Raw genomic sequence first — 15,028 nt, forward strand, 5'->3', positions numbered from 1 at the left:
GGAGTTGAAAATAGGAAGTTAGAGTAAAATCTCACTTCCTATTTTTATTTTTAAAAAGTACTATAAATGATAGAAAGAATAATAAAGATATTATTATAAAGATAATTGGATTAATATCAAAAATAAAAGGTAAGAAATTTAATATAACTAATAAAAGGTTATAAAAGCTATGAATTAAAATTGATATTGTTAAATTATTTGTATAGTTATATATTAAAGCATAAATTATTCCTGAAAACATAGCTAGTAAGCTTTGAATAAGATGTCCAGAAAATGCTCCATGAACAATACCAAATAGAAAGCCTTGAATAATAAGGGCTAGGTATAGTGGCATTACTTCTTTGAGTTTTGAGAATAATATACCTCTAAAGAATATTTCTTCGCAGATAGGTGCTAAAAGAACTATATGAAGGATACTCCAAAAATATAGCGAAGTATTGTCATAAACATCAGTTGTAATAAATAGTTCTAGTAATTTACCAAGACTTAAGTCAAAGAATGTGATACTAATACTAAAAAGTAGTATTAATATAATGCAATTTAAATTTATCTTGTGTAAATTTAAAAATTTCAGTGGTGATTTATTTCCTCTTTTTAGTAGCAAAAGAAAACTAAATGTAGATAGTAATAATACTAGAGAAAATCCAATGTGATCATTAAATCCAATAGTATCTTGTAAAAAGAATATAAATATTAAGCTTATAAAAAAGGTAAAGAAATATTTAAATATATTTATAGCACAACTAATAGTTGTTTTTAGCTTGGAAAAAATATTTATCAATTATTACCACCTCTTATATAATTCTAGTTCATTAAATTATCTTACATTTAATTTATCTCCAAACTCATTAACGCTTAAAAGATATGTAAAATAATAACAAATAGTAGAATAACACACTTACAAAAATATGTAAATATATTAAAGGGTATATGTTAAAATAGGAGATGTTTTTATATAAATAAGAGTATATATAATAAACTTGATTGTGATAAATTAATTAATGAGTTTAAACTTCAACAAATTTAAAAATAATTTTTAAATAGTTGCTATTGGTGTATCAAAATACTATTGTTATAAATACTTATATAGTAACAATAATTTAATAGGAGAAAACCATATGCAAATGATGGACATGCTTTTTAAAGGGCTTATGGGAGGCGGAATGCCTAATATGGGTGGAGGAAATCCACTAGGTGGCTTAGGCGGAGGAAACCCACTTATGAATATGCTATTAGGATCTATAATGGGCGGACCTATGGGAGGTCAAAATCAAATGAATGGAGGCAATAACCCATTATCCATGTTAATGAATGGAATGGGAGGAATGAACGGTTCAGGCAATGGTATGAATGGACAAGGTAATGGAATGAATCAATTGTTAGGAATGTTAATGGGTGGAAATGGTATGAATATGCCAAATCAAAATAGAGGGAATATTAATAACAGAAATAATAGCAATAACCCAAACAATATAAATAATAATAATCCTTTAGCAGCGCTTATGAATGGAATGGGTGGAATGAATTCAGCAGGTGCTCAGCAAAGAAATTCTGGAAATGGTAGCGTAGATATGAACCAATTAATGAGTATGCTAATGGGTGGAGGTAGTCCTAATAGTTCCACTTCAAATAATAGTGCTAACAATATGGGTAATAGTGGAAACGGGGCTAATAATATGGGGAATAGTGGGAATTCACAAATGGATCCATTAGCTATGCTTTTTAATGCTATGAATGGTGGCGGTACGAATAATAATGTTAATTCTAATGCAAATAATAGTAAAAGACATTCTTCAAGTAGTAGGCATCATAGAAGTAGAAGATAATTTAATATTCAAGCATTAAAATAAGTATTAGCTCAAATTAGAGTTAATACTTATTTTAATTTACTTAACATAATATAAATAGGTATTAATCTAGGGATTTTATATTAAAATCCTTTTTTCTTAGCGTCAACACCACTTTCATTAAGAGCTGGTTCTTCAACAGTAAAATTATAATGATTATTAGCAAATTGATTTTGAGTTTTAGTACCGTTTTTCAAGTAATTTTCTTTAGAATGAACTTTTTTATTATGGTTTTTCATATTTTTGCCTCCTAAAATATATATGTTTCAATTAATAATTTATATAATTAAAAATAGTAGTATATTAAATAGTCGATATACTTATTTAAGTAAAATAGGAAAATTGAAATCATATATATTATTTAATATTACCTTTATAGTATTAGGAGATTAACAAAAATTATTAGTTAATTAAATTAAGAAGAAATGAACTAATAAAATAGAACTTATAAGTTAAAAAATTTCGATAATAAACTATATAAAGGTTATTTTTATATGAGAATTATTCCATTTACTGTATAATGATTGTATATAATTTTGTTTAGATACACTGGAGGTAAATATGATTAGAATATTATTTTTAGAAGATGAACCTAATATATTAGAAGTTACAACTGAATATATGAAGATGCAAGGATATGAAGTTACCTGTGTATGTAATGGAGAAGAAGCATTAGAAATTTTAAATAAGGAAGATTTTAATTTAGCGATATTAGATATAATGGTTCCTAAAGTTACTGGTTTAGAAGTGCTTGAATATATAAATAAAAGCAAAAAAAACATGGCAACAATTATGCTAACTGCACTTGGAGATGAACAAACTCAACTTAAAGCCTTTAATCTTAAGACTGATGATTATGTAATTAAACCATTTTCTCCATTATTATTATTAAAGAGAATTGAAGCAGTTTTAAGAAGAAGTTTTACAGAAAATACTACTGATAAAGAAAAAAATGGATTTTATATAGATGAGGATACTTATCAAGCTTATTATAATAATGAAAGTTTAAATTTAACATTAAGTGAGTTTTTGTTGCTACAAGCTTTAATGAAAGAGCCTAATAGAGTTTTTAATAGAGAACAATTAATAATGAAAATATTCAATGAGGATTATATTTCAAATGATAGAATAATAGATGCCCATGTTAAGAACTTAAGAAAAAAATTACCACACAATTATATTAAAACAGTAATAGGTATTGGGTATCAGTTTAACAAGGAGGCATTTGATGAATTTATCTAAAAAAACATTTACTTATAGTGCAATACTTTCGGGAATAATTATAACATTAATAATAGTTTATTTTGTACTTATGTTGCCTTCATTATATGTGGATTATATAAAAAAGAGCAATTTTAAATCTATGCAAAAAATTCAGGAAAGCTACATTAAAGATAAAAATTATAATAATGTGTATTCTCCTAATCCATCTGGAACAATGAGTATTAACATTCCTAAAGATGGAAATTATATATATGCATCTAATGGTTTTGGCACAGCAAAGCTTACTATTAAAGATGATGAGTTAGTTAAACTAATAGATAAAGTCAGATACTATTCAAATAATATTGATGAAGCTAAAGAACTTGAAAGTTATGATTTTAAATTTTTTGATGTCATAAAGGAAAGTTTTAATAAAAAAGTTTTTAATGAAGAGTTTCCTATAGAAGTTGAATTTACTAAAAGTAATAATAACAATATATTTAAAGATGGATCATATAAAATAAATGTTGTTTCAGAAGATACTATTATATATGAATTCAATAGCTTTGACGGAATAAATTATTATACAACATATTCTGCTATAAGTCTTAACAGTGGAGATATTGTACTTTCAATATTATCTGTGATGACACCTAAGATAGAGGAAGTTAGAGCTATAGTATTTCAAAGTTTACCAATGATTATATCTGTATCATTATTAATAATATTAGTATCGACTTATTATTTCTCCAGAAAGATTATAATACCTATTAAGAAGCTAGCAAATCATGCTGAATTTATTAAGAACAATAATATAGAGAATGTTTATCCTATAGATATTAAGGGTGAAGATGAGATAGCTATTTTAGGAAATACGTTAAATGAATTATATAGTAAGTTAAATGAAAGCTTTAAAAGTTTAGAGGAAAAAAATAAATTATTAATTGATGAAAATAAAAGACAGGATGTATTTTTAAGAGCTTCATCACATCAACTAAAGACACCGGTTGCAGCAGCATTATTACTAGTAGAAAGTATGATAGATGAAGTTGGTAAATATAAAAATACAAAAGAGCACTTACCAAAGGTTAAGGTTCAGCTTCAATCAATTAGAAAAATTATAGATGAGATATTGAATCTTAATAATAAAGAGATGAATAAGAAAATGATAAATATTAAAGAATTAGTAGATGAGATTTTAAGTCAGAATGAAATTCAGATGAAATCAAAATTTATAAGTATAGAAAAGGATATTAAAAACATTACTTTAGAGACAGATTATCATTTAATTTATAAGATTATAGACAATTTAATTACCAATGCTATAAATTATACAAATGAAAAAAATGCTATAGAAATAATATTAAATGAAAATAATATTAAAATTATAAATTATGGAGCTCATATAGACGAAGAACTTTTACCTAATATATTTGATGCTTTTGTATCAAGTAATTCAGAAAGTAGGGGAAGTGGCTTAGGGCTTTATATAGCATATTACTACTCAAATTTATTAGGATATAAAATAGAGATTAATAATATAAATAGTGGAGTTGAAGCAATAGTACATTTTATTTAAATATAAAATAAAGCTACAAAACATTTGCATATTAAATTCATAGGAAATTCATACCAAGATAATATACTTATAGTATAGAAGTCAGGAAAAAGGGGGAGCGATAATGCTTACTATAAATAATTTAGAAGTTAAATATGGAAAAGAGGTAGCTTTGTTAATAAAATCTCCTATTAAATTTGAAGAAGGAGATAGAATAGGAATAATAGGTTCAAATGGAGCTGGAAAAACTACTTTAGTAAAATCTATATTAGGACTTATAAACTATAACGGAACTATTCATACAAGTATAAAACCAGAAGAAATGTCTGCACATATGCAAAGTAATAATTATGTAGATACAATGCCAGTTAAGCATATTATTGAAGCTATTTTAGATACAAAAATTAAGAATAATAAAAAGTTGCAGGACTTAATTGACTTCTTCAATTTTAATGAGTGCTTAAATAAAAAGTATAGCGTACTTTCTGGAGGACAAAAGCAAAGGCTTACTATAATATTAGTTTTAATTCAAGATTCACCTTTAGTTTTCTTTGATGAAGTTACATCAGGCCTTGATTTTGAGACAAGACAGCAATTAATGAATAAAATTGAAGAATGGTATAGAAATAAAAAAACAACAATTTGTGTAGTATCTCATTATTATGAGGAACTAGAACAATTAACTAATAAAATATTAATATTAGAAAAAGGACGAGTTATTGATTTCGGAAGTAAAGAAGAATTGTTTAAAAAGTATTGTGGTAAATCAATAATAATTTTGGCTAATACAAGAGAAAATATTGAGATTACAAAAGATTTTAGAAAAATAAAATCACCAAAGCATTTAATAGCAATTTCTTGTTTAAGTGTAGAAGAAGAATTAGAAGTATCAAAGCTTTTAATTGAAAAAGATATAAGCTTTAAAAGAAGTAATTCAGATATAGAAATAATGAGTATTAATGCAAAGAATAAAAATGAGGTTTATAGTGAGGAGGATGAAAAACTTGAAAGCAAAATTAGTTAGATATAATTTAGTTAAATATGAATTTAGAAATTTAGTAGGAAATATATTTGCAGTAATATTTGGAGTTATCTTTCCAATATTTATGTCTATTTTTTTAGGAAATATAATTGGTGGAAAAGCTCCAGAAGAATTTAGAGAAATTATAATGACTAATATTTTTATAAGTAACAGTTTAATGATTCCTTTAGCTACTGTATTTATAGGATATTCAGCAACATTTTCACAAGAGCTTGAAAAAAGTATTCCTCTTCGTTTTAGGTTGTTTGGATATAGTGAAAAAAGCTTAGTTGCTTCCAAAGTATTGGCGTATTTAATTTTTATGACTATAGCATTAGCCATATATACAATAGCAACATTTTTAGCATTAAAAATACAAGTTCCATCATTAAGCTCAGCATTGATTTTAATAGTTTCATTATATTTTCTTGCTACGGTGTTTTTTGCATTGGCACATGGAATATCTTTATTTTTTAAAAAGTTTGGTCCAACCTATGCTATAACTATGATACTTTATTTTGCAATAATGATACTAAGTGGAATGTTTGGAGTTCAAGCAAAGGATTTTCCAGCTCCATTAATGAAGGTAGCATATTTATTTCCAACAACTTATATATGTGGTGAGTTCATAGATTTTTGGCAAAAGGGTAGTTATAATTTCATGCCATATATACAATCATTAGTATTATTTACTGCTATAGCTTTAATAATTTTATTTTTAGCTATAAATCATGATTCAAGATATAGCCATGGAGATAAAGTTTCAGTTAGTAAATAATGATGACTTTACTTTATAGTATGAAAATTTAAATGAAACTAAAAAAGGTTTTATTTATTAGATAAATATATAAAGATAATTTATGTTAATAAAGTTTGAAGAGAAGTGGATAATTGTTTTAATTACTCACTTCTCTTTAGTTTATTTAATTATATATAAAAATATAAATGTTAATTCTCTAGTAATATTATGTAATTTGATAAAATGCAAAAAAATAAATGATTTAATTGTTTTAAAATGTTATAATCATTAGACGTAATGTTAATATTGATATGTAGGGGATTAATACGAAGATTTCAAGTATCAATTGTCAATTTTTAAAAAGTGGGTGTTTAAATGTCAAATAACAGATTTTTACCAATCAGTAAAGAAGATATGCAAGAACGTGGATGGGAACAATGTGATTTCATTATAGTTACAGGGGATGCCTATATAGATCATCATAGTTTTGGAACAGCAATTATTTCAAGAGTATTAGAAGATGCAGGATATAAAGTTGGTATAATCCCACAGCCAGATTGGCATAGTACAGACGATTTTATGAAGCTTGGAAGACCAAGGCTTGCTTTCTTAGTTAATGGTGGAAATATGGATCCTATGGTTAACCACTATACTGTAAGCAAGCGAAGAAGAGAGAAAGATCTTTATACTCCTGGTGGAAAAATGGGAGCAAGACCAGATAGAGCGACAATAGTTTATTGTAATAAAATAAAAGAAGCTTATAAAAATATAGATATTGTTATAGGTGGATTAGAAGCAAGTTTAAGAAGATTAGCTCACTATGATTATTGGGATAATAATGTAAGAAATTCAATGCTTATAGATAGTGGTGCTGACCTTTTAATATATGGAATGAGTGAAAAGCAAATTGTAGAAGTTGCAAATGCTTTAAATGATGGATTTGAAGCAAAATACATAAGGCATATAAATGGAACTACATATACTATAGATTCACTAGATGAAATTTATGGTGATTATAAATTATTACCTTCAAGAGATGAAGTTACAAAAGATAAAATGAAATATGCTGAAGCTTTTAAAATACAATATGAAGAGCAAGATCCTGTAAGAGGAAAAGTTCTTGTACAAAAGCATGGGGATAGATATGTAGTTTGTAATACTCCAGAAATGCCGCTTACAAGAGAAGAGTTAGACAAGGTTTATGCTCTTCCATATACTAAAGAATGCCATCCTATATATGATGAATTTGGTGGAATTGCAGCTTTAGAAGAAGTTAAATTTAGTATAGTAAGCTCAAGAGGATGCTTTGGTAACTGTTCATTTTGTGCAATTACTTTCCATCAAGGGAGAGCTGTTCAAAGTAGAAGTGAATCATCTATATTAGATGAGGCTGTTGAAATAACTAATCTTAAGGATTTTAAGGGATATATACATGATGTTGGAGGCCCAACTGCAAATTTTAGAAAACCAGCTTGTAAAACTCAGCTTACTATAGGTGCGTGTAAGAGTAAGCAATGTTTAACTCCAAAGCCATGTAAGAATTTAATAGTTGATCATAGTGAATTCTTAGGACTACTAAGAAAGATAAGGAAGCTTCCTAAAGTAAAGAAGGCATTTGTTCGTTCAGGATTAAGATATGATTACATAATGGCAGATAAAAATGATACATTCTTTAGAGAGCTTGTTGAACACCATGTTAGTGGACAATTAAAAGTTGCTCCAGAGCATGTTGCAGATAATACTTTAAAATATATGGGTAAGCCTTCAGGTGATACTTACGATAGATTTAGAGAAAAGTTCTTTAAGATTAACAAGCAGTTAGGTAAAGAGCAATATTTAATTCCATACCTAATGTCAAGCCATCCAGGTAGTGGATTAAATGAAGCTATAGAATTAGCTGAATATTTAAGAGATACAAAATATCAGCCAGAACAAGTTCAAGATTTTTATCCAACACCAGGAACATTATCAACGGCTATGTTCTATACAGGTATAAATCCGATAACTGGTGAAGAAGTATATGTTCCAAAAACAAGAGAAGAAAAAGCTATGCAAAGAGCGCTTCTTCAATTTAAAAATCCTAAGAACTATAACTTAGTTTATGATGCTTTAGTAAAAGCAGGTAGAGAAGACTTAATAGGAAATGGTCCTAAGTGCTTAATAAAATCAAAAGCTGATAGATATATGGCTAAAATGAAAAAAGAAGAAGCAATATCTAGAGGAAATTCAAAATCAAGAAATTCAAATTCAAAACAAAATACAAAATCGAATTCAAAATCAAGTTCATCTTCAAAACCAAACTCAAAAGCTAAGTATGGAGATTTTAAAGGAAAAGGATCAAAGTCAAGAAGTAGCAATAGCAATAGTAGAAAAGGAAGATAAAAATTAAAACATATTATAATAATCCTATAGCCAAAGGAGAATAAGTAAATGAAGAAGAGTTTTAGAATAGATGAATTTATATTGAAATATCCACATGTAGAGGAAAAAATTAAAGATAATAATATAGATGTTGAAGTTTTAAAAGATATTTATAATGACTTTGTAGATTATGAGATGTCTTATGAGAATCAAGCAGATTTTATATCTAATATTTTACGTTCTCAGCCAATGATTCATTCAGTAAAATCAAGAATAAAGGAACCAGATAGATTAATAGAAAAAATTATAAGAAAAACTGAAGATAGAAAATTAAAATATGGTGAAGACTTCCAATTTGCTTTAGAGAATTATAAAAATCAAATAAATGATTTAATTGGGATTAGAGTTATACATATATTTAAAGATCAGTGGCAGGATATTCATGAATTTATAACTAAGACTTGGAAGGTTATTGAGGTTACTGCAAATGTTAGAGAAGGAGATAATACTAAGAAGTTTGAAGAACTTAATATTGAGGTTAGATCAAGAATATCAGGATATAGATCAGTTCATTATTTAGTTGAGTTTTATCCAACTAACGAAAAAGTTATAGCTGAAATTCAAGTTAGAACAATATTTGAAGAGGGATACGGGGAAATAGATCATAGACTTAGATATTCTCATGTGGAGATACCAGAAATATTAAAATCGAATCTTCTTTTATTTAATAGAATTGCAGGAAGTGCTGATGAAATGGCATCTTTAATTAATGATCTTAGTAAAGAATGGTTTAATAAAGAAGAAGAATTTTTAAAAATAATAAAAAAGCAAAAAGAAGAGATAGATAAACTAAAAAGTTTAAAGTAAAAAAATAAGCAGATTTGAATTATCAAATCTGCTTATTTTTTAATAATATATTACTATGTTATGAAAGAAGTGTATGAAGTTTATTTAATATTAAATAGGTATTTTTTCATTTATTACAAATTATATATTGACTAAATATAGATAATAATCTATATTAAAATGTGTTATAAATAGATAACTATCTATATAATTTATGTTTCATATATAGACAATTATCTATATAAGGAGGGTGTTATGATTAAGAACTATGAGAAGAATATAAAAATATTTAAAGCATTAGGGGAAATAAATAGAGTAAAAATAGTTGATATGTTAGCTACAGGGGAAAAATGTGCTTGTTTAATATTAGAAAGTTTTCATTTTACTCAGCCAACACTTTCTCACCATATGAAGGTCTTAATGGATTGTGGGTTAGTAAAGTGTAGAAAAGAAGGTACTTGGATCTATTATAGTTTAGATATTGATTTAGCTGATGAACTAATGAGGTTTTTAAATAGTATTTTAACTAATGAGAAAAAATGTATATGTAGTTCAAAATGTATAGATAAAAATAATGACTTTCAAATAGGGGAGTATAAATGAAGAAGGTAGATTTAACTCAAGGTAATGTACTAAAGGTGTTAATAACTCTAGCATTACCAATAATGGGAAGTTCTTTTTTACAATTTACTTATAACTTAGTAGATATGTTATGGGTTGGAGGATTAGGAAGTAATGCTGTAGCAAGCATAGGATCTTCTAGCTTTTTTATAGGATTAGGTTATTCAATTGGTTCCTTAGTAGTTATAGGAACAGGAATAAAGGTTGCCCACTCTATAGGAAGAAAAGATGATAAAGCTGTAGAAGAATATATAGCATCAGGAGTTATATTAAATGCAATTATAGGTGGAGTATACTGTTTAGTATTAATATTTTTTGGTAAGAACTTTATACAGTTCTTAAACTTAGATAATGCTATAGTTGAAAAAGAATCTTATATATATTTAGCTATAAGCGCACCAATGCTTTTCTTTTCATTTTTTAATACATTATTTATTAGAATTTTTAATAGTTTTGGTAATAATAAAAGTGCTTTTAAGATAAGTGCTATTGGAATAATAATAAATATAATTTTAGATCCTATATTTATATATACTTTTAAACTTGGAGTTACAGGGGCAGCACTTGCAACATTATTAGCAAACACAATAATGTTTTTACTATTTATTATAAAAGCAAAGTCTATATTTAATTTTAACTTCAAAAGTGGTATAGATTATATTAAGATTAAGGAAATTACAATATTAGGTCTTCCTATGACCTTTCAAAGAGTTTTGTTTACTTTAGTTAATATAATATTAGCTAGAATAATAGGTGGATTTGGATCAGATGCTATAGCAGCACAAAAAATAGGACTACAAATAGAATCTGTAGTTTATATGGTGGTAGGTGGATTAAATGGTGCTATTGCTGGCTTTGTTGGACAGAATTATGGAGCTAAAAGATATGATAGAATAAATAAGGGTTATAATACAGCTGTTGGAATAGGTATGGTTTATGCTTCAATTATAAGTATTATATTTATATTTATGCCTGAAATATTAGTTAAAATGTTTATTAGAGAATATAATACTATATTTATTGCAAGTAATTATTTAAGAATAATAGGATTTTCTCAAATTTTTGCCACTATGGAAATGGTATCTAACGGAGTGTTTACAGGAATGGGATATCCTAAGATACCTGCACTTATAAGTATTATTTTTACTATACTTAGAATTCCAATAGCATTAGTGCTTATAAATTATTTAAATGAAGATGGAATATGGTGGAGCATATCAATTTCAAGTATTTTGAAGGGAACTACAGCATATTTGATTTATAAATTGAAAATATGGAAGGAGTATAAAGATGTTAGATGTGATTAAATCACTTGAATATAAAAAGAGATTATTGAGAGGGAACTTCGGAGTTGAGAGGGAGACCTTAAGAGTAATAGAAAATGGAGAACTAGCTTTAACAAAACATCCTGAAGTATTTGAATGTAAAATTAGTCATCCATATATAACAACTGACTTTTCAGAAAGTCAAATAGAACTTATAACACCAACATTAAATACATTAGAGGAAGTTTATAGTTTTTTGAATTCTCTTTATGATATAACAGCATTAGAGCTTAAAGATGAATATCTTTGGCCACAATCAATGCCTTGTAGCATACCAGAAGATGATTTAATTCCTATTGCAGATTACGGAAAATGTGATAGTGGTGCAGGGGCAAGTGATTATAGAAAAAAGCTATTGAAAAAGTATGGTGGTAAAAAGCAACTAATATCAGGAATACATTATAACTTTTCATTTAATGAAGAACTAATAATGGACTTGTACAAATTAATTGGAAATGGTAAGGAATATAGAGAGTTTAGAGATGGAATATATTTAAAAGTAGTTAGAAATTACTTAAGATATAGATGGTTACTTATATACCTTTTAGGTGGCACAACTATAATGCATGAGACATTTGGTGAAAAGTGTGTAGTAAATTTAGATAAAATATCAAATGATAGCTTTACTAATGATGGAGCTATATCTTATAGGAATAGCGAATGTGGGTATAAGAATCCAATAGATTTATATCCAGATTACAATTCGGTTAAGGATTATGTTTCAAGTGTGTATAGATTTATAGATGATAGGCTAATAGATAGTCATAAGGAACTATATACACAAATAAGATTAAAAGCAATAGATAATAATAGATTTTTAGAATCTTTATTAGAGGATGGAATAAATTATCTTGAAATAAGAAGTATTGATATAAATCCATTTAGTAAAGCTGGAATATCATTAGATGATTTAAACTTTATAAATATATTTACTATATACTTACTTGCTAAAGAAGAAAGCGATTATAAGAACTGGCAAGAAGAAGCTCAAAATAATCAAAATATAATTTCTATGTATGGTCAAATGGATGTAACTTTATATAAAGACGGAAAAACTATATCTAAAAATGATTGGGCTATGAAAATATTAAATGAAATTAAGAACATGAATGATGATCTGTGTTTAGGAAAAGAAGAAATAATAAATAATATGATAGAAAAAATATTAAATCCTAAATTAACTTACGCAAATAGAATATCAGAAATGGTGAAAGAAGAAGGATTTATTGAAAGTCACATTAAGCTAGCTAAAAAGTATCGTGAAGATGCTTATAAAAATAGATTTAAATTAGAAGGTTTCGAAGATTTAGAACTTTCAACACAAATATTAATGAAGGAAGCTATAAAAAGAGGAGTTAAGGTAGATATAATAGATAGAAGTGAGAATTTTATTTCTCTTAAGAAGAATAATCATATAGAGTATGTAAAGCAGGCTACTAAAACATCTAAAGATAGTTATATATCTGTTTTAATGATGGAGAATAAAGTTGTCACAAAAGAAATTTTAAATAAAAATAAAATAAATGTTCCTAATGGATTTGAGTTCTTTTCTTTAGAAGATGCTTTAGAAAACATCCATAAATTTATTGATACACCTATAGTAGTAAAGCCAAAATCAACTAATTTTGGAATTGGTATATCTATATTTAAAGAGGGAGCAAAGGAAGAAGATATTAAAGAGGCTTTTGAAATAGCTTTTGCAAATGACAACACAGTTTTAGTCGAAGAGTTTATTAAAGGAAAAGAATATAGATTTTTAGTTGTAGGAGATAAGGTGCCAGGAATTCTTCATAGAGTTCCAGCTAATGTTATAGGTGATGGAAATAGTACAATTAAAGAACTAGTAGAAATAAAAAACACTAGCTCTCTTAGAGGAAAAGGATACAAAACCCCATTAGAAAAAATAAATTTAGATAATAATGCTAAGTTATTCTTAAAGCAAGAAAATAAAGACTTTGATTATATTCCTAAGCAATATGAAATAGTATATCTTAGAGAAAATTCAAATATTAGTACTGGCGGAGATAGTATAGATTATACGGATTTAATTCCACAAAGATTTAAAGACATAGCTGTTGAATCAGCTAAAGCAGTAGGAGCTAATATTTGTGGAGTTGATATGATGATTGAAGATTACAATGATGAAAATTCAAATTATTCAATAATAGAATTAAATTTTAATCCTGCAATTCATATACATTCATACCCATACAAAGGTGCTGAAAGAGAAATTGCCAAGGAAATATTAAGTTTATTAGAATTAATAGAGTAAATAATATTAATTTATTTTAAATAGTAAAAGTATCTTATTATGTTAAAATTATAATAATAACATAATAAGGTATTTTTATTTTATGCAAATACTATACCTAAAATATATCTATAGAAATGTTATTAGTAAATATAGTAAAATAATCAATATGTAAAATAAAAAATATATAAATTTTTTATAAAAGGAGTGAAAAAAATGAAATATAAAGTTAATAAAGAATTTGTATTAAGTACTGCTAAAAGAATATTAGAATTTGATAGTCCAACAGGATTTTGCTTTGATATTATTAAAGTAATAGAAGAAATCTCAACTAATTTTGGTTATAAGTTTGAAACTACAAACAAAGGGTGTGGAATAATAACAATTCCAGGAGAAAAAGATGAAAAGGTTATAGGTCTTTCAGCCCATGTTGATACATTAGGTGCAATGGTTAGGTCAATAACTAATTCAGGAACATTGAAGTTCACATTATTAGGAGGGCCAATTCCAGCAACTTTAGATAGTGAATATTGTAAAATAAGAACTAGGGACGGAAAAATATATACAGGGACTTTTTTAAGCACTAGCCCAGCAGCACATGTTTATCCTGATAGTAAGGAAAAAAAGCGTGATCCAGAAAATATGGAAGTAAGGATTGATGAAAAAGTACTTTCAAAGAAGGATGTTGAAAATCTTGGGATATGTCCAGGGGACTTTATATTTATTGATCCGAAGACCACTATAACAGAAAGTGGATTTGTAAAATCAAGATTTATAGATGATAAAGGTAGTGTAGCAGCTTTAATGGGGCTATTAGAAATTTTTAATAGAGAAAATATAATACCTAACTATACAACGAAAATATTTATATCTACATATGAAGAAGTTGGACATGGAGCATCATATATTCCAAAAGATATAACTGAAATGATAGCTGTAGATATGGGATGTATTGGTGATGATTTAAGTTGCACAGAATATGATGTTTCAATTTGTGCTAAGGATTCAGGTGGACCTTATGATTATAATATGGTAACAAAGCTTATAGATCTAGCAAAGAATAATGATATAAAGTATGCAGTAGATATTTATCCTATGTATGGATCTGACGTTGGAGCAGCATTAAGAGGTGGCAATGATATAAGAGGAGCTCTTATAGGGCCAGGAGTTCATGCATCACATGGAATGGAAAGAACTCATTATGAAGCATTAGAAAATACAATAAAATTACTAATAGAATATTTAAGAGATTAGTA

The 15,028-nt window shown here is 26.7% G+C and carries 13 protein-coding genes; 11 read left to right on the forward strand and 2 right to left on the reverse strand.

The window, feature by feature from the left end:
- Positions 1-31 precede the first annotated feature (31 nt).
- The gene (locus ACYUEX_RS04450) at positions 32-781 is read right to left on the reverse strand and encodes a lysostaphin resistance A-like protein (protein WP_460286730.1); all 750 of its coding nucleotides are present in this window, start codon (positions 779-781) and stop codon (positions 32-34) included.
- 337 nt (positions 782-1,118) lie between these two features.
- Between ACYUEX_RS04450 and ACYUEX_RS04455 the strand changes: the two genes are divergently transcribed.
- On the forward strand, positions 1,119-1,826 hold the full coding sequence (locus ACYUEX_RS04455; RefSeq protein WP_460286731.1) for a hypothetical protein: 708 nt from the start codon (positions 1,119-1,121) through the stop codon (positions 1,824-1,826).
- Between the two features lie 104 nt (positions 1,827-1,930).
- On the opposite strand, the gene ACYUEX_RS04460 is transcribed toward ACYUEX_RS04455, so the two are convergent.
- Positions 1,931-2,086 (reverse strand): hypothetical protein, encoded by a 156-nt coding sequence (locus ACYUEX_RS04460; RefSeq protein ID WP_460286732.1) that lies wholly within the window; start codon positions 2,084-2,086, stop codon positions 1,931-1,933.
- A 322-nt stretch (positions 2,087-2,408) separates the two neighbouring features.
- On the opposite strand from ACYUEX_RS04460, the gene ACYUEX_RS04465 reads away from it, so the two are divergent.
- From ACYUEX_RS04465 to ACYUEX_RS04510, 10 genes are all read left to right on the forward strand, one after another.
- Positions 2,409-3,089: a response regulator transcription factor gene (locus ACYUEX_RS04465; RefSeq protein WP_460286733.1), complete on the forward strand. Its 681-nt coding sequence runs from the start codon at positions 2,409-2,411 to the stop codon at positions 3,087-3,089.
- Positions 3,076-4,629, forward strand: a complete 1,554-nt coding sequence (locus tag ACYUEX_RS04470; RefSeq protein ID WP_460286734.1) for a sensor histidine kinase — start codon at positions 3,076-3,078, stop codon at positions 4,627-4,629. The genes ACYUEX_RS04465 and ACYUEX_RS04470 overlap by 14 nt, the downstream gene beginning before the upstream one ends.
- A 103-nt stretch (positions 4,630-4,732) precedes the next feature.
- Complete coding sequence (locus ACYUEX_RS04475; protein WP_411168749.1) at positions 4,733-5,632, forward strand: ATP-binding cassette domain-containing protein; 900 nt, start codon at positions 4,733-4,735, stop codon at positions 5,630-5,632.
- The gene (locus tag ACYUEX_RS04480; protein WP_460286735.1) at positions 5,604-6,407 is read left to right on the forward strand and encodes an ABC transporter permease; all 804 of its coding nucleotides are present in this window, start codon (positions 5,604-5,606) and stop codon (positions 6,405-6,407) included. Before ACYUEX_RS04475 ends, ACYUEX_RS04480 begins: the two co-directional genes overlap by 29 nt.
- 336 nt (positions 6,408-6,743) lie before the next feature.
- Complete coding sequence (locus tag ACYUEX_RS04485) at positions 6,744-8,750, forward strand: YgiQ family radical SAM protein (RefSeq protein WP_460286736.1); 2,007 nt, start codon at positions 6,744-6,746, stop codon at positions 8,748-8,750.
- 48 nt (positions 8,751-8,798) lie between these two features.
- Positions 8,799-9,596 carry a RelA/SpoT domain-containing protein gene (locus tag ACYUEX_RS04490; protein ID WP_460286737.1) on the forward strand — a complete coding sequence of 266 codons (798 nt, stop codon included), beginning with the start codon at positions 8,799-8,801 and terminating at the stop codon, positions 9,594-9,596.
- 234 nt (positions 9,597-9,830) lie between these two features.
- Entirely contained in the window at positions 9,831-10,178 is a 348-nt protein-coding gene (locus ACYUEX_RS04495; RefSeq protein WP_460286738.1) for an ArsR/SmtB family transcription factor, read from the forward strand.
- Entirely contained in the window at positions 10,175-11,503 is a 1,329-nt protein-coding gene (locus ACYUEX_RS04500; protein WP_460286739.1) for an MATE family efflux transporter, read from the forward strand. The genes ACYUEX_RS04495 and ACYUEX_RS04500 overlap by 4 nt, the downstream gene beginning before the upstream one ends.
- Positions 11,487-13,793 (forward strand): bifunctional glutamate--cysteine ligase GshA/glutathione synthetase GshB, encoded by a 2,307-nt coding sequence (gene gshAB / locus ACYUEX_RS04505; RefSeq protein ID WP_460286740.1) that lies wholly within the window; start codon positions 11,487-11,489, stop codon positions 13,791-13,793. The genes ACYUEX_RS04500 and gshAB overlap by 17 nt, the downstream gene beginning before the upstream one ends.
- A 195-nt stretch (positions 13,794-13,988) precedes the next feature.
- A complete protein-coding gene (locus tag ACYUEX_RS04510; RefSeq protein WP_460286741.1) occupies positions 13,989-15,026 on the forward strand; it encodes a M42 family metallopeptidase in 1,038 nt (345 codons plus the stop codon).
- Positions 15,027-15,028: the final 2 nt, after the last annotated feature.

It is taken from the genome of Clostridium sp. CTA-7, from assembly GCF_054768095.1.

Bases quoted from the DNA above. Each gene is read 5' to 3' on its own strand.
- ACYUEX_RS04490 (WP_460286737.1), top strand. From the start codon at position 8,799: ATGAAGAAGAGTTTTAGAATAGATGAATTTATATTGAAATATCCACAT.
- ACYUEX_RS04475 (WP_411168749.1), top strand. From the start codon at position 4,733: ATGCTTACTATAAATAATTTAGAAGTTAAATATGGAAAAGAGGTAGCT.
- ACYUEX_RS04500 (WP_460286739.1), top strand. From the start codon at position 10,175: ATGAAGAAGGTAGATTTAACTCAAGGTAATGTACTAAAGGTGTTAATA.
- ACYUEX_RS04485 (WP_460286736.1), top strand. From the start codon at position 6,744: ATGTCAAATAACAGATTTTTACCAATCAGTAAAGAAGATATGCAAGAA.
- ACYUEX_RS04480 (WP_460286735.1), top strand. From the start codon at position 5,604: ATGAAAAACTTGAAAGCAAAATTAGTTAGATATAATTTAGTTAAATAT.
- ACYUEX_RS04455 (WP_460286731.1), top strand. From the start codon at position 1,119: ATGCAAATGATGGACATGCTTTTTAAAGGGCTTATGGGAGGCGGAATG.
- ACYUEX_RS04510 (WP_460286741.1), top strand. From the start codon at position 13,989: ATGAAATATAAAGTTAATAAAGAATTTGTATTAAGTACTGCTAAAAGA.
- ACYUEX_RS04495 (WP_460286738.1), top strand. From the start codon at position 9,831: ATGATTAAGAACTATGAGAAGAATATAAAAATATTTAAAGCATTAGGG.
- ACYUEX_RS04460 (WP_460286732.1), bottom strand. From the start codon at position 2,086: ATGAAAAACCATAATAAAAAAGTTCATTCTAAAGAAAATTACTTGAAA.
- gshAB (WP_460286740.1), top strand. From the start codon at position 11,487: ATGTTAGATGTGATTAAATCACTTGAATATAAAAAGAGATTATTGAGA.
- ACYUEX_RS04470 (WP_460286734.1), top strand. From the start codon at position 3,076: ATGAATTTATCTAAAAAAACATTTACTTATAGTGCAATACTTTCGGGA.
- ACYUEX_RS04465 (WP_460286733.1), top strand. From the start codon at position 2,409: ATGATTAGAATATTATTTTTAGAAGATGAACCTAATATATTAGAAGTT.